General features: G+C 71.8%; 17 protein-coding genes. 9 read left to right on the top strand and 8 right to left on the bottom strand.

The genetic code is table 11. The features are described from left to right. Positions 1–2: 2 nt before the first annotated feature. A complete protein-coding gene (locus B4E97_RS06270; RefSeq protein WP_286959093.1) occupies positions 3–1,361 on the bottom strand; it encodes a 3-oxoacyl-ACP reductase in 1,359 nt (452 codons plus the stop codon). A gap of 1 nt (position 1,362) precedes the next feature. Continuing rightward, the gene (locus tag B4E97_RS06275; RefSeq protein ID WP_286959094.1) at positions 1,363–2,640 is read right to left on the bottom strand and encodes an acetyl-CoA C-acetyltransferase; all 1,278 of its coding nucleotides are present in this window, start codon (positions 2,638–2,640) and stop codon (positions 1,363–1,365) included. Between the two features lie 93 nt (positions 2,641–2,733). On the opposite strand from B4E97_RS06275, the gene B4E97_RS06280 reads away from it, so the two are divergent. From B4E97_RS06280 to B4E97_RS06305, 6 genes are all read left to right on the top strand, one after another. After that, a complete protein-coding gene (locus tag B4E97_RS06280) occupies positions 2,734–3,378 on the top strand; it encodes a TetR/AcrR family transcriptional regulator (RefSeq protein WP_286959096.1) in 645 nt (214 codons plus the stop codon). A gap of 64 nt (positions 3,379–3,442) precedes the next feature. Next, a complete protein-coding gene (locus B4E97_RS06285) occupies positions 3,443–3,946 on the top strand; it encodes a methylated-DNA--[protein]-cysteine S-methyltransferase (protein ID WP_239263759.1) in 504 nt (167 codons plus the stop codon). 17 nt (positions 3,947–3,963) lie between these two features. After that, positions 3,964–4,467 (top strand): RNA polymerase sigma factor, encoded by a 504-nt coding sequence (locus B4E97_RS06290; RefSeq protein ID WP_019285075.1) that lies wholly within the window; start codon positions 3,964–3,966, stop codon positions 4,465–4,467. After that, complete coding sequence (locus B4E97_RS06295; RefSeq protein WP_286959097.1) at positions 4,464–5,114, top strand: methylated-DNA--[protein]-cysteine S-methyltransferase; 651 nt, start codon at positions 4,464–4,466, stop codon at positions 5,112–5,114. The genes B4E97_RS06290 and B4E97_RS06295 overlap by 4 nt, the downstream gene beginning before the upstream one ends. A 9-nt stretch (positions 5,115–5,123) precedes the next feature. Next, positions 5,124–5,714 carry a DNA-3-methyladenine glycosylase I gene (locus tag B4E97_RS06300; RefSeq protein WP_286959098.1) on the top strand — a complete coding sequence of 197 codons (591 nt, stop codon included), beginning with the start codon at positions 5,124–5,126 and terminating at the stop codon, positions 5,712–5,714. Positions 5,715–5,768: 54 nt separating this feature from the next. Further along, positions 5,769–6,182, top strand: a complete 414-nt coding sequence (locus B4E97_RS06305; protein WP_286959099.1) for a MerR family transcriptional regulator — start codon at positions 5,769–5,771, stop codon at positions 6,180–6,182. 30 nt (positions 6,183–6,212) lie between these two features. Here B4E97_RS06305 and B4E97_RS06310 read toward each other — a convergent pair whose 3' ends face one another. The 5 genes from B4E97_RS06310 to B4E97_RS06330 all read right to left on the bottom strand — a co-directional run bounded on the left by B4E97_RS06310 (position 6,213) and on the right by B4E97_RS06330 (position 13,433). After that, positions 6,213–6,881 (bottom strand): serine O-acetyltransferase, encoded by a 669-nt coding sequence (locus B4E97_RS06310; RefSeq protein ID WP_029211496.1) that lies wholly within the window; start codon positions 6,879–6,881, stop codon positions 6,213–6,215. 181 nt (positions 6,882–7,062) lie between these two features. Beyond that, positions 7,063–8,898 carry an AMP-dependent synthetase/ligase gene (locus B4E97_RS06315; RefSeq protein WP_286959100.1) on the bottom strand — a complete coding sequence of 612 codons (1,836 nt, stop codon included), beginning with the start codon at positions 8,896–8,898 and terminating at the stop codon, positions 7,063–7,065. Between the two features lie 79 nt (positions 8,899–8,977). Beyond that, positions 8,978–10,330: an NADP-specific glutamate dehydrogenase gene (gdhA, locus tag B4E97_RS06320; protein WP_019285082.1), complete on the bottom strand. Its 1,353-nt coding sequence runs from the start codon at positions 10,328–10,330 to the stop codon at positions 8,978–8,980. 118 nt (positions 10,331–10,448) lie between these two features. Then, positions 10,449–12,584: a calcineurin-like phosphoesterase family protein gene (locus B4E97_RS06325; protein WP_286959102.1), complete on the bottom strand. Its 2,136-nt coding sequence runs from the start codon at positions 12,582–12,584 to the stop codon at positions 10,449–10,451. A 42-nt stretch (positions 12,585–12,626) separates the two neighbouring features. Further along, complete coding sequence (locus B4E97_RS06330) at positions 12,627–13,433, bottom strand: SIR2 family NAD-dependent protein deacylase (protein ID WP_286959103.1); 807 nt, start codon at positions 13,431–13,433, stop codon at positions 12,627–12,629. A gap of 127 nt (positions 13,434–13,560) precedes the next feature. Between B4E97_RS06330 and B4E97_RS06335 the strand changes: the two genes are divergently transcribed. Continuing rightward, complete coding sequence (locus B4E97_RS06335; protein WP_286959104.1) at positions 13,561–14,631, top strand: glycerophosphodiester phosphodiesterase family protein; 1,071 nt, start codon at positions 13,561–13,563, stop codon at positions 14,629–14,631. A gap of 1,222 nt (positions 14,632–15,853) precedes the next feature. Here the strand turns inward: B4E97_RS06335 and B4E97_RS06340 are convergent. Continuing rightward, positions 15,854–17,056, bottom strand: coding sequence for an MFS transporter (locus tag B4E97_RS06340; RefSeq protein WP_286959105.1), 1,203 nt, complete (start codon positions 17,054–17,056; stop codon positions 15,854–15,856). A 119-nt stretch (positions 17,057–17,175) separates the two neighbouring features. On the opposite strand from B4E97_RS06340, the gene B4E97_RS06345 reads away from it, so the two are divergent. Beyond that, positions 17,176–18,873, top strand: a complete 1,698-nt coding sequence (locus tag B4E97_RS06345) for a sodium:solute symporter family protein (RefSeq protein WP_286959106.1) — start codon at positions 17,176–17,178, stop codon at positions 18,871–18,873. Between the two features lie 10 nt (positions 18,874–18,883). Further along, positions 18,884–19,192, top strand: coding sequence for a hypothetical protein (locus tag B4E97_RS06350; protein ID WP_019285091.1), 309 nt, complete (start codon positions 18,884–18,886; stop codon positions 19,190–19,192). The last annotated feature ends 14 nt before the right edge of the window (positions 19,193–19,206 follow it).

Here is a 19,206-nt window from a genome sequence, read left to right on the forward strand (position 1 = left end):
CCTCACGCCCCGATCATGTTCTGGCCGCACACGCGGACGACCTGGCCGGTGACCCCGGCCGACGCGGGCTGGACCAGCCAGGCGATCGTGTCGGCGACGTCGACGGGCAGGCCGCCCTGCTGCAGCGAGGACAGGCGGCGGGCCGCCTCGCGCGTGGCGAACGGCATCTTGCCCGTCATCTCGGTCTCGATGAGGCCGGGGGCGACCCCGTTGACGGTGATGCCGCGCTCGGCGACCTGTGGGGCGAGGGCGCCGACGAGGCCGATGATCGCGGCCTTGGTGGCCGAGTAGTTGGTCTGGCCGCGGTTGCCCGCGAAGCCGGACTGCGAGGACAGGCACACCATGCGGCCGCCGTCACCCAGGCCGTCGGAGCCGAGGAGGGTCTCGTTCATCTGCACGATCGAGGCGAGGTTGACGGCCATCACGCTGTCCCACCGGGACTCGTCCATGTTGACGAAGAGCTTGTCGCGGGTGATGCCGGCGTTGTGCACCACGATGTCGAGCCCGCCGTGACGGCCGCGAGCGTGGTCGAGGATGCGGCGGCCGGCGTCCTCGGCCGTGACGTCGAGCTGCAGCGCCGTGCCACCGACCTCGCCGGCGACCTGCGCGAGAGCCTCGCCGGCCGCGGGCACGTCGACGCACACGACCGTGGCGCCGTCGCGGTGCAGGGTGCGCGCGATGGCCGCGCCGATGCCTCGCGCCGCGCCGGTCACGACGGCGACCTGGCCGTCGAGAGGACGGTCGACGGACGGGTTGGCCTGCGCCGCAGCGCTGCTCACCCGCACGGGCTGCCCGTCGACGAACGCCGACCGGCCGGAGAGGAAGAACCGCACGGCCTCGCCGACGTTAGCGCGAGCCTGCTCGGACACCTCTCCCTCCGAGACCGGCCCGAGGACGAGGTTGGCCGTGGCGCCGGCGCGCAGCTCCTTGGCCAGGGAGCGGGTGAACCCGTCGAGGGCGCGCTGGGTCGCCACCTGCACGGGGTCGCTGAGCTGCGTGTGGTCCGTGCCGATCACGACGACGCGGGCGTTGCGACCGAGCCGCTTGACGGCCGGGGCGCCCAGCTCGCGCAGCACGGCGAGGTCGGAGGGGTGACGCGCGTCCGACAGGTCGAGCACGACGCCACCGAGGCGGCCGTCGCCCAGCTCCTCCAGCGAGTCCACCACGGACACAGCGGCATTGGTGAGCAGGGAGCGCACGCTGGCGACATACGAGCCCGTCCCCGTCACGAGCACCGGTGACTCGCAGAGGATCTGGCCAGGCTCGTAGCGCCGCAGGCGCACGGGGGCGGGCAGGCCGAGCCGCTTGGCGACGTTCTTGCCGAAGGGCGTGTTGATGAAGTCGGAGTACTGGTCAGCCATCTCAGGCCTCCACGATCGCGACGACGCCCTGGCCACCGGCCGCGCAGATGGAGATCAGGCCGCGGCCCGAGCCCCGCTCGTGCAGCATCTTGGCCAGGCTGGCGAGGATGCGACCACCGGTGGCCGCGAAGGGGTGGCCGGCCGCGAGCGACGAGCCGTTGACGTTGAGCCTGCTGCGGTCGATCGAGCCGAGCGGCGCGTCCAGGCCGAGCCGCTCCCGGCAGAAGTCCTCGTCCTCCCAGGCCTTGAGCGTGGACAGCACCGTGGAGGCGAAGGCCTCGTGGATCTCGTAGAAGTCGAAGTCCTGCAGGCTCAGTCCGTTTCGCGCCAGGAGGCGGGGCACGGCATACGCGGGGGCCATGAGCAGGCCCTCGTCACCGTGCACGTAGTCGACGGCCGCCGTCTCGCCGTCGACGAACCAGGCGAGGGGCTCGAGGCGGTGCTCGCGCGCCCAGTCCTCGCTGGCGAGGAGCACCGCCGAGGCGCCGTCGGTGAGCGGGGTGGAGTTGCCGGCGGTCATGGTGGCGCCCTCGCCCTTGCCGAAGACCGGCTTGAGGGTGGCGAGCTTGTCGACCGAGGAGTCGGGCCGCAGGTTGTTGTCCTTGGTGAGGCCCAGGAAGGGCGTCATCAGGTCGTCGAAGAAGCCGCGGTCGTAGGCCGCCGCGAGGTTGTGGTGCGAGGCGGCGGCCAGCTCGTCCTGCGCCTCGCGGGTGATGCCCCAGCGCTTGGCGGTCTGGGCCATGTGCTCGCCCATCGACAGGCCGGTGCGGGGCTCGTCGTTCTGCGGGGCGACGGGGGCCAGGTGCTGGGGGCGCAGGCCGGCGAAGGCCTTGGCGCGGGCCATCGGGGTCTTGGCGCGCATGGCGGACAGCAGGCTGCGACGCAGGCCCTCGCTGATGACGATCGGCGCGTCCGAGGTGGTGTCGACGCCGCCGGCGATGCCGACCTCGATCTGCCCGAGGGCGATCTTGTTGCTGACCAGGATGGCGGCCTCGAGACCGGTGCCGCAGGCCTGCTGCAGGTCGTAGGCCGGGGTCTGCGCCGACAGCCGGGTGCCGAGCACGGACTCACGCGTGAGGTTGAAGTCGCGCGAGTGCTTGATGACCGCGCCGGCGGCGACCTCGCCGAGCCGCTCGCCCGAGAGGCCGTAGCGGGCGACGAGCCCGTCCAGCGCGGCGGTGAGCATGTCCTGGTTGGAGGCCTTGGCGTAGGCGCCGTTGGACCGGGCGAAGGGGATGCGGTTGCCGCCGAGGACGGCGACGCGACGGGTGGTCGTCATGGGTGCTCCTGTGCGAGATGGGTCTGACGCTGTTGCCAATCTAACCGATACCTTGAGTACCCGATACCTTGATCACCTGATAATTTCTGTCGTATGACGAGCGACACTCCCCACCCTGGCGACGGCGTCGGACGCGTCGACGGGCGGGCATCCCGGTGGGAGGAGCACCGCCGGCAGCGACGGGTCGAGCTCGTGGACCACACCGTCCGCGCGATCCGGCAGCACGGCGCGGGGGTCGGGCTCGACGACATCGCCGCCCAGGCGGGGACCAGCAAGACCGTGATCTACCGGCACTTCGAGGACCGCACCGGCCTGTACCGCGCCGTGGCGCAGCGCGTCGAGGGGCAGATCGTGGGGCGGGTCCGCTCGTCGCTGGACGCCGACGCGTCGCAGCGCGAGGTGCTGGAGTCCGTGATCGACGCCTACCTGCGCCTGGTGGAGCGCGACCCCGAGCTGTACCGCTTCGTCATACGACGTCCGCTGGTCGACGGCCCCCTCGACGACGACCCGGTCCCCGGCATCACCAGCCAGGTGGCGGCCACAGTGGCCGCGACCCTCGACGAGGCGACCACCCCGGCGGTGTCCCACGTCTGGGCCGTGGCGCTGGTCGGATCGGTGCAGGCCTGCGCGGACGACTGGCTCGCGGCCGATCCCGCGACCCGCCTGACGCGCGCCGAGCTCACGCACCAGCTGGCCGAGCTGGCCTGGCACGGCGTCGCCCAGACCTATCGGGCGTGAGGGCTCACGGATCGGGGGGTCGCGGCGTCTACCGTGTGTGAAGAGCCCCAGCCCGAGGAGCAGCATGCGTCGCCACACGATCATCGACAGCCCGGTCGGGCCGCTGACCGCGGTCGCCGAGGACGACGCCCTGATCGCCCTCTACTTCGAGCGGCACGGGCGCGCTCCGGCCGTCACCGAGCACGGCGAGCGGGCGGACGAGGACCCGCTGCTCATCCGGGCCCGCACCCAGCTGGGTGAGTACTTCGGCGGCGAGCGGAGGTCCTTCGACCTCCCCACGGATCCCCCCGGGGACGGCTTCCAGCAGCGCGTGTGGGCGCAGCTGCGCGAGATCCCCTACGGCGAGACGCGGTCCTACGGGCAGCTCGCCCGGGCTCTCGGCCAGCCCGGCGCGGCCCAGGCGGTCGGCAACGCGAACGGCGCCAACCCGATCTCCATCGTCGTCCCGTGCCACCGCGTCATCGGGTCCGACGGCTCCCTGACCGGCTATGCCGGGGGGCTCGAGCGCAAGCGCTGGCTGCTCGCTCACGAGGAGCCGGCGGCGTCCGTGACCGGTCGGCTCTTCTGAGCGACAGCCGATCTCGTATGCCGCGCAGCGAGCCCTTCGAGGACGTGGTCACCGCGCACGGGGCCACCGTCCTGCGGGTCTGCCGCGCCGTGGTGGGGCCGGTCGACGCCGAGGACGCCTGGTCCGAGACCTTTCTCGCGGCCCTGCGCGCGTGGCCGCGGCTGGACGCGGACGCCAACGTGGAGGCGTGGCTCGTCACGATCGCGCACCGCAAGGCGATCGACCTGGTGCGCAAGGCTGCTCGTAGCACCCCGACCGAGCACGTCCCGGACCGCCCTGCGCGCCACGGGAACCCGCACGACCACGACCCCGACCTGTGGGCCGCCCTGGCCACCCTGACGGACCGGCAGCGCCAGGCGGTGGCCTACCACCACCTCGCCGGGCTCCCGCACGCCGAGGTCGCCATCATCCTCGGCAGCACGCCGGCCGCCGCCCGCCGCGCCTGCGCCGACGGCATCGCGGCGCTGCGGCGCACCTATCCCCTGCTGGCGGACGACGACCGAGACGAGGACCCGAGATGACCGACCTGCGAACGCTGCTGGAGGCCGGAGCCGACGCCCCGGGCCAGGCGGACGAGACGGCCGACCTCGCCCGGCTCACCGCGGCCCTGTCCTCCCGGGCCCTGCTCGAGGGGACCCTGGACGTGCGTCACCGCACGATCGACAGCCCGGTCGGGCCGCTGCTGGTGGCGGCGACGCCGCGAGGGGTCGCCCGGGTCGCCTTCGCGCACGAGGGGTTCGACGCGGTGGTCGACGACCTCGCCCGGCGCCTGGGCCCGCGCGTGCTGCCGGCAGGCTCGACGCTCGACGACGTCGCCCGGGAGCTGGACGACTTCTTCGCCGGGCGCCGCGACCACTTCGACGTCGCCGCGGACCTGGCGCTCGCCAAGGGATTTCGCCGCGACGTCCTCGACCGGCTGCGCGAGATCCCATATGGCGCAACGCGGTCCTACGCCGGGGTCGCCGCCGCGGCCGGCAGCCCCGGGGCGGTGCGGGCGGTGGGCACGGCCTGCGCCACCAACCCCGTGCCCATCCTCGTGCCCTGCCACCGCGTCGTCCGCAGCGACGGCACGAGCGGCGCCTATCGTGGTGGGGCCGAGGCCAAGCAGTGGCTGCTGGCGATGGAGTCCGCCGCTGCCACGCCGGCGGACCGGCATACCGGCCCCTGAGGAGAGTCGTTGAGCGAGATCGTGATCGGTGAGGACGGCCTGGCGCGCCCGCCGTGGGCGGCCACCGACCCGCTGCTGCGCGACTACTACGACACCGAGTGGGGGATGCCGGTCCGCGACGAGCGCGGGGTCTTCGAGCGGCTGAGCCTCGAGGCCTTCCAGTCCGGCCTCTCGTGGTCGACGATCCTGCGCAAGCGACCGGCGTTCCGCAGCGCTTTCGCGGACTTCGACCCCGACTCGGTCGCGGCCTACGGCGAGAGCGACGTCGAACGGCTGATGGGCGACGCCGGGATCGTCCGCAACCGCCGCAAGGTCGAGGCGACCATCACCAACGCCCGCGCCACCGTCACCCTGCGCGCGGAGGGCGGGCTGGCCGAGCTCGTCTGGGCCCACCGGCCGGCCTCCACCCCCGCCCCGCGCACCCTGGCCGAGCTCCCCACGACGACACCGGAGTCCCTGGCCCTGTCGAAGGCCTTGAAGCGCAAGGGATTCACCTTCGTCGGACCCACGACGATGCACGCGCTGATGGAGGCCATCGGCATCGTGGACACCCACCTGGTCGACAGCCACCGCCGGGGATCGTCGGGGGTCTGGGGCTGACGACGGCTAGGATTCCTAGCCAGCCACCCTGCCAGCCACGTCCCGGAGTCCTCGATGCTGATCTCGCCCCTGTCCGGGCCTGTCCCCGACCGTCCCCTGCACATCGGGGACGTCGCCGACCTCACGGGGCTCAGCCTGCGGTCCATCCGGCACTACGAGGACCTGGGGCTCGTGACGCCCCGCGGACGCACCAACGGCGGCTTCCGCATCTATGGCGCCGAGGCCGTCGAGCGGCTGCGGCTGGTGATGGACCTCAAGATCATCGGCCTCCCGCTGGAGCGCATCCGCCCGATCGTCGACGCCTGCCTCGCGCTGGAGAACGGCGAGGGCACCGATGACGACGTGGCCACCGTCGCCGAGTGCCGGTCGGACGTCACGACGGCGCTGGCCGAGATCGAGCAGCGGCTGTCGGCGGCCAAGCACCTGGGTCAGCGCCTCGGACAGGCCTCGGCCCGCGTCCGCGTCTGACCGGATCGCGCCTGGGCGGACGGCCCGGGATCAGGAGGCGCGGGGCGTCGCGGCGAGCCGGTCGGGGCCGGTGACGACTCCCTTGGGCAGCACGGCCTTGCCCCCGGCCGGCACGTCCTCGGTGACCAGGGCGTTGGCGCCCACCCGAGCACCGGCACCCACGTCGACCGGTCCGACGACCACGGCGCCGGCGCCGAGGGAGACGCCGTCCCCGATCGTCGGCACGTTGCGGGCCTGGTCCTCGACGTCGTCGCGGTGCAGGCCGATCGTGACGTTCTGCCGCAGCGTGACGTCGTCACCGATCACCGCGTCGCGGTGCACGACGATGCCGCTCTGGTGGGCGACCCGGACGCGACGACCGAGGCTCACCTCGGCCGGGATCTCGATGCCGTAGACGGACCGGGCCACCCACTGCCCCGCACGAGCGGCGCGACCCACCGGTCCTCGCGCCCATCGCGGGGCCTCCGCGGAGGCCGCCCACCGGGCCAGCCGCTGCGACGCGACGGCCTGGAATCCTGGCGACGAGATGCCGTCGTTGCGCTGTCGGTCCTCGCGCAGGACGTCGACGATCGGGTGACGGCGGGCGAGCCACTCGACCCAGCGGCGCTCGGCGGGGACACGGGCATCGGAGGCGATGGGCTCGGCCGGCTGGGGCTGGGGTGCGTCCCACGGGGGCCGGAAGGCGTTGGACCGGGTCACGGCGGTGGCTCCTAGGCGGTGGACGGCGGGCATGACGACAGCCCCAACCCTACCCTTACGTGAGGGTAGGGTTGGGGTCAGGCCGCAGATGCGGAGACACCTCTCAGGTTGGCAGCGCCAGACGGGGGCCGCGATCACCCTGCGGCATACGTCATGGCACTGCGTGTCGCCGCGCGGGCCGTCAGCCGCGGCGGTAGAGCGCGTCGATCTGGTCGGCGAACTGCGAGGTGACCGCACCCCGGCGCAGCTTCATCGTGGGGGTGATGTGCCCACCCTCCTCGGTCAGCTCAACCGGCAGGATGCCGAAGCGGGCGATCCGCTCGGCGTGGGACACCGTCGCGTTGGCGGCATCGACCGCGCGCTGCAGCTCTGCCCGCAGGGCCGGGTCGTCCACCAGCTCGGCGACGGGCACCTCGGGGCGTCCCTGGTCGCGCAGCCACTCGGCGACCGCCTCCTCGTCGAGGGTGATCAGCACCCCGATCGCGGGCCGGGCGTCGCCCACCACCACGGCCTGTGACACGAGCCGGTGGGAGCGGATGACGTCCTCGAGGGGTGCGGGCGAGACGTTCTTGCCGGAGTCGGTGACGATGATCTCCTTGACCCGACCCGTGATGTGGACGTAGCCGTCCTCGTCGATGCGGGCGAGGTCGCCGGTGCGGAACCATCCGTCACTGTCGAGCACGTCGGCGGTGGCCTCGGGGTTGTGCCAGTAGCCGCGGAAGACGTGGCGGCCCCGGACGAGGAGCTCGCCCTTGGCGTCGACCCGGGCGTCGTAGGTGGGGAGCGGCCGCCCCACGGACCCGATGCGCATCTCGGCCGCGGTGTTGACCGTCGCCGCGCCCGTCGTCTCGGTGAGGCCATAGCCCTCGAGCACGGTCACGCCGATGCCGTGGAAGTAGTGGCCGAGCCGCTCCCCCAGGGGCGCGCCCCCGCTCACGACATACCGCACCCGCCCGCCGAAGAGCTCGCGGATCTTGGCGTAGACGAGGCGGTCGAACACTGCGTGCTGCGCCGCCAGGATCGGGCCGACGCGGCCGGCCTCGCGCGCCTTGCTCCAGCGGATCGCCGTCGCGGTGGCCGCGTCGAAGATGCGGCCCTTGCCGTCCTTGGTGGCCTTGCGCTGCGCGCCGTCGTAGATGCGCTCGAAGATGCGCGGCACGGCGACCGTGAAGGTCGGGCGCAGCGTGGCGAGGTCGAGGGTGACGCGGCCGGGGTCGCTGTGGCCGACGGTGGTGCCGTCGAGCAGGAAGGCCACCTCCATGAGCCGCCCCAGCACGTGCGCCATCGGCAGGAAGAACAGGCAGCAGGCGTCCTCGCCGTCGAACAGCTCGGGCAGCCGCCCGACCGCCAGCTCCGCCTCGCGCAGGAGGTTGTCGTGCGTCAGCTCGCACCCCTTGGGGCGCCCGGTCGTGCCGGAGGTGTAGATCAAGGTGGCGACGTCGTCGCGGGTGAGCGCCTCGCGGCGACGGTCCAGCTCGGCGTCCTCGACCGCGGCCGCGCGGGTCCCGAGGGAGTCCAGGCTCGTCGCGCCGTCGGCGTCGTCGATGCTCCAGCGGTGGACCAGGTCGGGCAGCCGTGACGCGATCTGCTCGACCATCGCGACCCCGTCACGACCCTCGACCACGACACCCACCGCGCCGGAGTCCTCAAGGATCCACTCCAGCTGCGGGGCCGACGACGAGTCGTAGACCGCGACCGGGATCGCCCCTGCGGTCCACAGCGCGACGTCGACGACCATCCACTCGTAGCGGGTGCGGCTCATGATCGCGACGCGGTCCCCCGGCTGCACCCCCGCGGCGACGAATCCCTTGGCCAGCTGGGCGATCTCGGCCGCCAGCTGGGTGGCCGTGACCGGGTGCCACTCCTTGCCCCGGCGCCTGCGGGCCACCACCTTGGCGGGGGTGCGGCGGGCGACCTCGGGCGCGACGGCGGCGAGGTTGGCGGGCGGGGAGGCCTGCCACCAGCGGTGGGACGACGGTGCTGCAGCGGGGCGGCTGGGCGTGGTGGGGGTGGTCACGGCGCCCACCGTACCGGCTCGCCCGCCTCCCGGCGGGCCCGCGGGAAGGACTGGGCGGCCCAGCGACCTGATGGCCGGGTCAGATGACGCCGAGGGACAGCATGGCGTCCGCGACCTTGACGAAGCCGGCGATGTTGGCGCCCTTGACGAAGTCGCCGGGGACGCCATACTCCTCGGCCGTCATCGCGCAGGTGCCGAAGACGCCCGACATGATGTCCCGCAGCCGCTGCTCGGTGTGCTCGAAGGTCCACGAGTCGCGGGAGGCGTTCTGCTGCATCTCGAGCGCGCTGACGGCGACGCCGCCGCAGTTGGACGCCTTGCCGGGGGCGAAGAGCACACCCGCCTCCTGCAGGGCGGCGGTCGCGTCCGGCGTCGTCGGCATGTTGGCGCCCTCCGCCACGACCCGGCAGTGGTTGCGGATCAGGGCCTTGGCGCCGGCGAGGGGCAGCTCGTTCTGGGTGGCGCACGGCAGGGCCACGTCGCAGGGCACGTCCCAGATCGAGCCGTCCGAGACGTGGTGAGCGCTCGACCGACCCTCGGCATACACGCTGATCCGTGCTCGTCGGGCCTCCTTGAGGTCCTTCATGACCTCGATGTCGATGCCGTCCTCGTCGACGACGTAGCCGCCGGAGTCGCTCATGGCGACCACGACCCCGCCGAGCTGCTCGACCTTCTGCGCGGCGTAGATCGCGACGTTGCCCGAGCCGGACACGACCACCCGCATCCCCTCGAAGGCGGCCTTGCGCATCGCCAGCATCTGCTCGGCGAAGAAGACGGTGCCGTAGCCCGTGGCCTCGGTGCGGGTCTGCGCGCCGCCCCAGGTGAGGCCCTTGCCGGTCAGCACCCCGGCCTCGTAGCGGTTGGTGATCCGCTTGTACTGCCCGAAGAGGTAGCCGATCTCGCGGCCACCGACCCCGATGTCGCCCGCCGGGACGTCGGTGTACTCCCCGATGTGGCGGTAGAGCTCGGTCATGAACGACTGGCAGAAGCGCATGACCTCGCCGTCGGAGCGGCCCTTGGGGTCGAAGTCCGAGCCGCCCTTGCCGCCGCCGATCGGCAGCCCCGTCAGGGAGTTCTTGAAGACCTGCTCGAAGCCCAGGAACTTGACGATCCCGAGGTAGACGCTGGGGTGGAAGCGCAGCCCGCCCTTGTAGGGGCCGAGCGCGGAGTTGAACTCGACGCGGAAGCCGCGGTTGACCTGCACGCGGCCGTGGTCGTCGACCCACGGCACGCGGAAGATGATCTGCCGCTCGGGCTCGGCGAGGCGCTCGAGGATGCTCGCGTCGACGTAGTCCGGACGGCGCTCCAGCACGGGCCCGAGGCTGACGAGGACCTCGTCGACGGCCTGGTGGAACTCGACCTCGCCCGGGTTGCGGCGCAGGATCGTCTCGCGGACGGTCTCGAGGCGGGAGGGCAGCTGGGGCGCGGTCATCTGGGGTCCCTCTCGGTCGTCGGGTGTCCCCGCAATCCTAGAGGTGCCGTATGCCGGCCCGCCCGCCCGCCGTGACGGGGTCACGGCGGGCGGGCGCGGTTGCGGCACAGCGGGATCGTCAGCCGCCGGTGGTGAACAGCTCCTTGCGGAACTCCATCTGGGGGCGCTTCTCGACGACCTCGAAGCTGATGGTCTCGGTGAAGCGACGACCGAGCCGGTCGGTCGCCGTCACCTCCGCCCGGTGGACGCCGACCGAGAGGTTGGCCGGCAGCGGGAGGCGCCACAGGTGCGACATACGGTCCGCGATGTTGTTGCCGGGACGGGCCGCACCCGGACCGTACTTCGAGCCGCGGTAGAGCTCGTAGCCCTGGGAACGGGGGTCACCCGAGGTGCTCTGCTGGGCGTAGCGGTTGACGCTCAGCTGGCGGGTCGCGGCGTAGGGGTCGGCCCACTCGGCTCCGACGCGGTACTCCTCCCCACGGGCCTGCTGGGTGCGCTGGGCTGGCGCCTTGGCGCCCCCGTCGATCGACACCTCGACCTTGGAGCCGGTGGTGCCGTTCCAGACGTTGGCGGTCAGGTAGCTGCCACCGGCCAGGTCCTGCGGGGTCACCAGGTGCGGGTCGCCGAGGTCGTTGTAGCTGAGGGGCGGGACGAGGTCCTTGGCCGACGGCGGGTTGGCCTGGCGCCACTGGGACAGCGTCGTGAACCAGCTCCGCCAGTGCGGCGAGTTGATGCCGAGCGCCATCTGCTTCTGCTCCGGCTCGCCGGTCACCACGAAGGTCTCGCGGAACTCGTTGCCCTTCATGTCCAGGACCAGGTGACCGGGCCGGCCGCCGTCACGCTGGGTCGCCATCGGCAGGCCGTCGACGTCCAGGTCGCCGGAGTACCAGTCGCCCGAGAGCGCGCCGGCGACGATGTGCGGGAACGGCAGCGTGGAGACGCCCGCGGCCTTCTGCCAGGGGCCGTAGGAGTCACCCGCGCGCATGTTCTCCAGCGAGTGGGTGTGGCCCGACAGCGACAGCGCCTTGCGACCCTCGAGGAGCTTCCAGATCTCCTTGACGTTGTCGGTGCTGTGGATGGGGCTGGTCATGTCGGCGAAGCTCACGAGCGGGATGTGGCTGGCCAGGACGACCTGGTAGTCCTTGGGCGTGTTGGCCAGGTCGTTCTTGAGCCACTGCAGCTGCTCGTCGGTGAGGCGGCCGTTGTAGACGGGCTTGGCCGGGTCGTCGCACGAGGGGCGCTTGCCGTCAGCGTTGTCCGTGGCCTTCTTGCAGGGGAAGACCACGTTGTCGAGCCCGACGAAGTGGGTCTTGCCCACGTCGTAGGAGAAGTAGGCCGGACCCATCTGCTGGCGGAAGGTGTCGAAGGAGTCCTTGTCGTCCGTCGCGTCGTAGTCCAGGTCGTGGTTGCCCGGCACGAAGCGCAGGGGCGCGTCGATCTGGCCGGCCGCCTCCTTGATGCGGGGGTAAAGACCGAGGTCGTCGCCGGCGACGTCGCCGAGGAACAGGACGCCGCACGAGCCCAGGTCACCGCGGTCGGCCAGGTGCTTGAGGCCGCCGGCGCGGCCGTAGCCGATCTCGCGGCCGGAGTAGGTCTGCAGGTCCCCGGCGGCGACGCAGCGCTGCGTGTCGGCGGCCGTGGCCTTGGACGGCGCGAGCGGGAAGTTGACCATCGACGGCAGCGGGCCGGAGGGCTCGATCCCGCCGAAGCGCAGCTTCTGCTGGGTCCCCTTGGGGGCGTGGTTGTAGGCGAACTGGGCCACGTTGTTGCTGTCGACGGGGACCTGGTAGCCCGACGGCTGGGTGATGAAGACGGTCATCTTGTCCCGGACCGGGAGCTCGTAGCGACCCTGGGCGTCGGTCCGGACGACGTCGATGCCGTTGCTGACCTTGACCCCGGCGACGCCCTTGTCCTTGGCCTGCCAGGCGCTGTCCTTGTCCTTGTCCTCGAAGACGACGCCGCGCAGGACGGGCTCGCCCTCGGCGTTGGTGGTGGGCGTCCTGGCGCCGACGTCGCGGACGACCTGGACCTTGCCGACGAACCGGTCGAACGCGGCCTTCGGCTGGGGAGCGGCCGGGGCCTGGGCGACGGCCGGCTCGTCAGCGGCGATGCTGACGGCGAGTGCGGTGGCCGGCACGAGGCCGACGACGACGGCGAGAGCGATGGGTGTGCGGCGAGACATCATCACGAGCTCCTCGGGGAGGGTGCTGCTGCGGGGTGAGCGCTGGTGCGCCACAGCAACGTTCACCGTCACACGTGAACCTCAGGAGGCCGTGCGATGACGACCTGGCGGACGTCAGGCGAGGACGGCGGCCACCACTGCGGGGAGCGCGCGGGCGGCGGTCTCCCGCCATACCTCGTCGACGGCGTCGCTCAGCTCGGTGGGCGCGGGGTTGATCTCGACGACGGGGATCCCGCGGGCGCGGGCCAGGTGCGGCAGGCCGGCCGCGGGGTGGACGAGACCCGAGGTGCCGACGACCAGCACCAGGTCGCACTCCTCGACCGCCTCCTCCGCCCGCGACATCGGCGCGGTCGGCAGCATCTCGCCGAACCACACGACGCCGGGCCGCAGCAGCCCGCCGCAGCGGGTGCAGGTCGGTGGGTCGAGTCGCTCCACCGGGGCGGGTGGCACGGGCGGTTCCTCGTATGGCGCCTCCCCGCAGTCCGCGCACCGCGTCGCGAGCAGGCTGCCGTGCACGTGGGCGAGCACGGCGCTGCCCGCGCGCTCGTGCAGGTCGTCGACGTTCTGGGTGACGACGCGGACCTGCGTGGCGGTCTCGTCGGCCCAGGTCGCGAGCGCCCGGTGCCCCGCGTTGGGCTCGACGCCACGGACGAGGGCGGCCCGCCAGCGATACCACGCCCACACGAGCGGCGGGTCCGCCTCCCACGCCTCGGGGGTGGCCAGCTGCATCGGGTCGAACCGTGCCCACAGGCCCGACTGCGCGTCGCGGAAGGTCGGGATGCCGCTCTCGGCGCTCATGCCCGCGCCCGTCAGGACCGTGACCCGCCTCGCGGCACGGGCGGCCTGCAGGATCCCCTTTGGCACATGCACGAGCCCATCCTCGTCAGGATCGGCGTCGACGTGCTTCGGTCGATGGTCCATGGCCTCATCCTCCCCCTGACGTTCAACCGGTGATGGGCGGGAGGTCATCGACAAGACCTAGCGTCGTGCGCACCAGGCAGGACCCGTCGAGCGAGCAGCGCGCTCGCCATACCTCGCAGGAGCCCTCGTGAGCCTCACCCGCACCGCCGCGGCGACCCTCGCCACGCTCGCCCTGGCCGGCCTCGTCGCGCCGTCCGCCACCGCCCAACCGTCCGCCAAGCCGAAGCCCAAGCCCGCCAAGACCTTCGACCTGCAGGCCCACCGAGGCGGGCTCGGCCTCACGACCGAGGAGTCGCCGGAGGCCTTCGCGAAGGCGCTCGAGCTGGGCGTCACCACCCTCGAGCTCGACACCCAGGTCACCCGCGACCTCAAGGTCGTCGTCACCCACGACCGCCAGGTGTCCGGCGTGAAGTGTGCGGACACGGCACCGGTGCGGGCCGGCGACCCGCAGTTCCCGTACGTCGGCAAGTTCATCAAGGATCTGACGCTGGCCCAGGTCAAGACGCTCAACTGCGGCTACCAGCAGCTGCCCGGCCACCCCCGCCAGGAGGTGGTCTGGGGCAACAGCCTCGCCGAGCTGCGCGACGTGTTCACCGTGGTGCGGGAGCACAAGGCCAAGAAGGTCATGATGAACATCGAGACCAAGGTCGAGGCGGGCGCCCCCGAGCAGACGATGGAGCGCAACCTCTTCGTCCGGGCGGTGCATGCCGAGATCCGGCGCTCCGGCCTGAAGAAGCAGGTCACGGTGCAGAGCTTCGACTGGGGCGCGCTCAAGGTCATGCACAGCCTCGACCGGTGGCTGCCCCTCGTGGCGCTGACCAACCACGACTTCCTGCAGGTCGGGAAGCCGGGGGCCTCGCCGTGGCTGGGCGGCATCGACGCGGACGACTTCGGTGGCGACTTCGTGGGGGCCGCTGCGTCGATCCCGGGGGTGACGACCCTCTCCCCCACCTACGGCTTCCCGCAGGACGGCAAGGTCGGCGAGCCCGGCTTCCGGCTGTATGCCGACCGCGCCATGACGGACGCGGCCCATGCGCGCGGGCTCAAGGTTGTGCCGTGGACCGTCGACGACCCGGCGACGATGCAGACGCTGATCGACAACGGGGTGGACGGCTTCATCACGAACTACCCCGACCTGGGGCGTCGCGTGATGGCGCTGAACGGGCTGCGCCTGCCGCGCCCCTACCCCTCCCGCTGACCTCGCCGACCGCTCGCTGCACATCGGGTGAAAAGGGTGCATCAGCGCCCCGGCGTCCACAGGGAGACGCGGATCGGACCGCGGGATCCACAGGTGCTGGCCGGCCAGGTGCGCCGCCCGGCGGCGTCGGTCAGGCTGCGCTCATGCGCGAGCTCCCCCAGTCGGTCACCACCCTCGTCAGACGGCGTGGGGGCATCGTGACGCGTGCCGAGCTCCTCGCGGCAGGGTTGTCGGACAACGCGATCCGTTGGCGGCGGCAGCAATGGGTCACCGTCTTTGCCGGCATCTACGCCGTCTCCGCTGCTCCTGGCACAGACCCACGGGACCTGCCGCTCATGAGCCGTGTCTGGGCAGGCCTGCTCCATGCGGGCGAGGGCGCCCTGGTCGCCGGCAGGGCGGCCGCACGCCTGGAGGGGTTGATCGGGGAGGAGCCCCGGGTCATCGACATCTCCGTCCCCCGCAACCGGCGAGTGCGGTCGCGAGCGGGGTGGCGCTTCGTGCGCCGGCGCCCGGGGGTCCTGCTGGACCCTCGCCCGGGACACCCACCACGGCAGCGCGTGGAGGACACCGTGCTCGACCTCTCCGCGGCGTCCACGACCGTCGACGGATGCATGTCACCTCTGCTCGACGCGGTCCAACGAGGGAGGACGACGGCAGACCTCCTCCGTCACCGACTCACGCTGCGGACGCGACACCCCCATCGGCAGCTCCTTCACGCGCTGCTGGACGACATGGCGTCAGGGACCACGACGCACCTGGAGCTGCGATACGCCCGAGACGTCGAGTCTGCCCATGGCCTTCCCGTGGCTCGGCGCCAGGCCAGGCAGGACGGGACCGGTGCGATCTGCGATGTCGAGTACGACGGGTTCGACGTCCTCGTGGAGCTGGACGGGCGCAAAGGTCATGTCGGGGACGGGCGCTTCCGAGACATGGATCGCGACAACGCTCACACGGTGCTGGGCAAGGCGACTCTCCGCTATGGCTGGCGCCAGGTGGCGACCGTTCCGTGCACGGTGGCCGCACAAGTGGCGACAGCCCTCCAGCGTCGCGGCTGGACCGGTGAGACGGGCCGGTGCTCTCGGTGTCGCGAGGCCGCCGACGAGGCAGCATGAGGCTTTCACCGAAGATCGGGGCCACTCCTGGTGGTCATAGCCACCAGAAGCAGCCCCGATCTTTGAGTGTGGGGGCGCGGGGGCGATGGGGGGTGCGGGGTGGGGGTGGGTCAGGTGGTGGCAGGTGCGGTCTCGGGGGCGCGCACCCACGGCACGGCGGCCAGCAGGGTGATCACCCCCGCCATCGCGAACGCCCAGCCGTAGCCGTAGTGGTCGACGATCAGGCCCGCCAGGACCGGCCCGACGATCGTGCCGGCGTCCTGCACCATCTGGAAGCTCGCGAGCGCCTCGCCCGCCGAGCGCTCGTTGCCCACCACGTCGGCGACGGCGGCCTGCTGCGCGGGGTTGAACAGCCCGGCCCCGGCCCCCGCCAGCAGGGACACGGCGAACAGCAACCACAGCGAGCCGGTGACCCCGACGACCATGGTGAAGATCCCGTTGACCACGAGCCCGGCGATCACGAGGGGGCGGCGGCCCCGCAGGTCCGTCATACGGCCGGCGACGGTGAGGGCGGCGGCGTTGCCGGCCGCGAACACCGCGAGCGCGAGCCCCGCGACCGCGGGTGAGGTGCCGAGCGCGGCGACGGCGAACAACGGCAGGATCGCCACGCGCATGCCGAAGTTGGACCAGCCGTTGGCGAAGCCGGTCCCGAGGATCGCGCGATAGGTCGGGTGCGCCCAGGCCTCGCGCAGCGTCATCGGCGGCAGCGGCACCGAGCCGGGCGCGGGCCGCAACGATGCGCCGGAGAGGAACACCGCGACGACGCCCGACGCGATGACGAGGGTGACGGCATACACGATGAACGGCACGCGATAGCCCAGGCCGGCCAGCGCCCCACCGACGACCGGGCCGAGGATGTTGCCGGTCAGGAAGGCCGACGCGTAGGCCGACGAGACCCGCCCGCGCAGCGTCGGCGGTGCGAGGCGCACGATCAGCGCCGCCGCCGACACGGTGAACATCGTCGAGCCGATGCCGCCGAGCGCGCGAAAGACCAACAGCTGCCAGTAGGTCCCCGCGAAGGCGCACGCCCCCGTCGACACCGCCACGATGAGCAGGCCGATGAGGTAGACGGGGCGCTCCCCGAGCCGGCCGACGAGGCGCCCACCGACGGGCGCGAACACCAGCCGCATCAGCGCGAACGAGCTGACGACGACCGACGCGGCCGTCACGCCCACGTCGAAGGACCGGGCATAGGCGGGGAGGACGGGCGCGATCAGGCCGAAGCCGAGCGCGATGACCAGGGCCGCCGCGACGAGGACCCAGATCTCACGGGGGATGCGCGCCCCTGCGGGCGGCGGCGCGAGCGATGACATGGCCTGCCCAGTATGACGGTTCGGCCACAGTGCGAGTGCCACGATCGGCCCGGAGGGCGGTCACCGCGAGGCGGGAGTAGTGTCCCGCCGTACCTTTCCACCGACGTAAGGGTGGTCCCATGACCGCACTAGCACCGGCAGCGATGGTCGCCAAGGAGACCCTGATCAATGCGACCTGGGTCGACTACCTCCTGATCGCGCTGTACTTCCTGTTCGTCCTGGGCATCGGCTTCGCTGCGCGGCGCCAGGTCTCCAGCTCCATCGACTTCTTCCTGTCCGGCCGTTCGCTCCCCGCGTGGGTGACCGGCCTGGCCTTCATCTCGGCCAACCTCGGTGCCGTCGAGATCATGGGCATGAGCGCCACCGGCGCCGAGATGGGCATGCCGACCTTCCACTACTTCTGGATCGGTGCCATCCCGGCGATGCTGTTCCTCGGCGTCGTGATGATGCCGTTCTACTACGGCTCCAAGGTGCGGTCGGTCCCGGAGTTCATGCTCCGCCGCTTCGGCCCGGGTGCGCACCTGGTCAACGCGATCTCGTTCGCGCTGGCGCAGCTGCTGATCGCGGGCGTCAACCTGCTCCTGCTCGCCCGCATCGTCGAGGCGCTGCTGGGCTGGCCACAGTGGGTGTCCCTGATCGTGGCCGCCGTGATCGTGCTGTCCTACATCACCTTCGGTGGCCTGTCGGCCGCGATCTACAACGAGGTGCTGCAGTTCTTCGTGATCGTGGCGGCGCTGCTGCCGCTGACGCTGATCGGTCTGCACCGCGTCGGCGGGTGGAACGGTTTCACCGAGAAGGTCACGGCCTCGCCCGGTGGCGGCGAGCAGCTGTCCTCCTGGCCGGGTCAGGCCCTGTCGGGCTTCGACAGCCCGATCCTGTCGGTCGTCGGCATCATCTTCGGCCTCGGCTTCGTGCTGTCCTTCGGCTACTGGACGACCAACTTCGTCGAGGTGCAGCGCGCGATGGCGTCCAACTCCATCACCGCGGCCCGCAAGACGCCGATCATCGGCGCCTTCCCCAAGATGTTCATCCCGTTCATCGTGATCCTGCCCGGCATGGTGGCGGCGGTCCTGGTCGGCGAGATCAAGACACTCAAGGGTGGCGGCGAGACGACGGCGACCTACAACGACGCGCTGCTCCTGCTGATGCGCGACGTGCTCCCCAACGGTCTGCTCGGCCTGGCGATCGCGGGTCTGCTCGCGGCGTTCATGGCCGGCATGGCCGCCAACATCTCGGCCTTCAACACGGTGTTCAGCTACGACCTGTGGCAGGAGTACGCCGTCAAGGACAAGCCGGACGAGTACTACCTGCGCGTCGGCCGTCTGGCCACCGTCGCGGCGACCGTCATCGCGGTGTTCACCGCCAGCATCGCGGGCCAGTTCGGCAACGTCATGGAGTACCTCCAGACGCTGTTCGGCTTCTTCAACGCCCCGCTGTTCGCGACGTTCATCCTCGGCATGTTCTGGAAGCGCATGTCCGCGACCGCCGGCTGGGCGGGCCTCGTGGCCGGCACCGTCTCGGCGATCGGTCTCTGGTACGCCTCGAAGTTCGGTGGTGCCTTCGAGATGGCGGGGCAGGGCCTGGCCTTCCTCGCGGCCTCGACGGCGTTCGTCGTCGACATCGTCGTGAGCGTCGTCGTCACGATGTTTACCAAGCCCAAGCCGCGGGAGTCCCTCGTCGGCCTGGTCTACTCCGAGACGCCGAAGGAGAGCCTGACCGACGCGGACGCGGCGTCGCTGCCGCTCCTGGCGCGCCCGGTGCCGCTGGCCGGCCTGGCTCTCGTCCTCGTCATCATCCTCAACACGATCTTCGCCTGAGGAGGCACCGATGAGCTCCAGCACCAGCACCTCAGCCGCTCGCCCGGGCAAGGGAAAGCACAAGGCGGGCGCGTTCGACATCCGCAACTTCATCGGCTACCTGCTCGGCCTCTACGGCCTGGTCCTCACCCTGATGGGACTCTTCGGGGACAAGGAGCTCGACAAGACCGGTGGCGTCAACGCCAACCTGTGGACGGGCCTTGCCCTGCTGGTCGTCGCCTGCTGCTTCATGGCGTGGGCGCGGCTGCGGCCGATCGTGGTCCCGGACCACGTCGACACCGACGACGCCGAGGACACCGGTCGCCCGGCGGGTCACTGACGCCGGGCTGACAC

It is taken from the genome of Arsenicicoccus sp. UBA7492 (assembly GCF_002479615.1).
In the GTDB taxonomy this organism is placed as follows: Bacteria; Actinomycetota; Actinomycetes; order Actinomycetales; family Dermatophilaceae; genus Arsenicicoccus; species Arsenicicoccus bolidensis.

Coding starts and splice junctions, on each gene's coding strand:
- B4E97_RS06270 (WP_286959093.1), bottom strand. CDS start 1,361: ATGGCTGACCAGTACTCCGACTTCATCAACACGCCCTTCGGCAAGAAC.
- B4E97_RS06275 (WP_286959094.1), bottom strand. CDS start 2,640: ATGACGACCACCCGTCGCGTCGCCGTCCTCGGCGGCAACCGCATCCCC.
- B4E97_RS06280 (WP_286959096.1), top strand. CDS start 2,734: ATGACGAGCGACACTCCCCACCCTGGCGACGGCGTCGGACGCGTCGAC.
- B4E97_RS06285 (WP_239263759.1), top strand. CDS start 3,443: ATGCGTCGCCACACGATCATCGACAGCCCGGTCGGGCCGCTGACCGCG.
- B4E97_RS06290 (WP_019285075.1), top strand. CDS start 3,964: ATGCCGCGCAGCGAGCCCTTCGAGGACGTGGTCACCGCGCACGGGGCC.
- B4E97_RS06295 (WP_286959097.1), top strand. CDS start 4,464: ATGACCGACCTGCGAACGCTGCTGGAGGCCGGAGCCGACGCCCCGGGC.
- B4E97_RS06305 (WP_286959099.1), top strand. CDS start 5,769: ATGCTGATCTCGCCCCTGTCCGGGCCTGTCCCCGACCGTCCCCTGCAC.
- gdhA (WP_019285082.1), bottom strand. CDS start 10,330: ATGACCGCGCCCCAGCTGCCCTCCCGCCTCGAGACCGTCCGCGAGACG.
- B4E97_RS06330 (WP_286959103.1), bottom strand. CDS start 13,433: ATGGACCATCGACCGAAGCACGTCGACGCCGATCCTGACGAGGATGGG.
- B4E97_RS06340 (WP_286959105.1), bottom strand. CDS start 17,056: ATGTCATCGCTCGCGCCGCCGCCCGCAGGGGCGCGCATCCCCCGTGAG.
- B4E97_RS06345 (WP_286959106.1), top strand. CDS start 17,176: ATGACCGCACTAGCACCGGCAGCGATGGTCGCCAAGGAGACCCTGATC.
- B4E97_RS06350 (WP_019285091.1), top strand. CDS start 18,884: ATGAGCTCCAGCACCAGCACCTCAGCCGCTCGCCCGGGCAAGGGAAAG.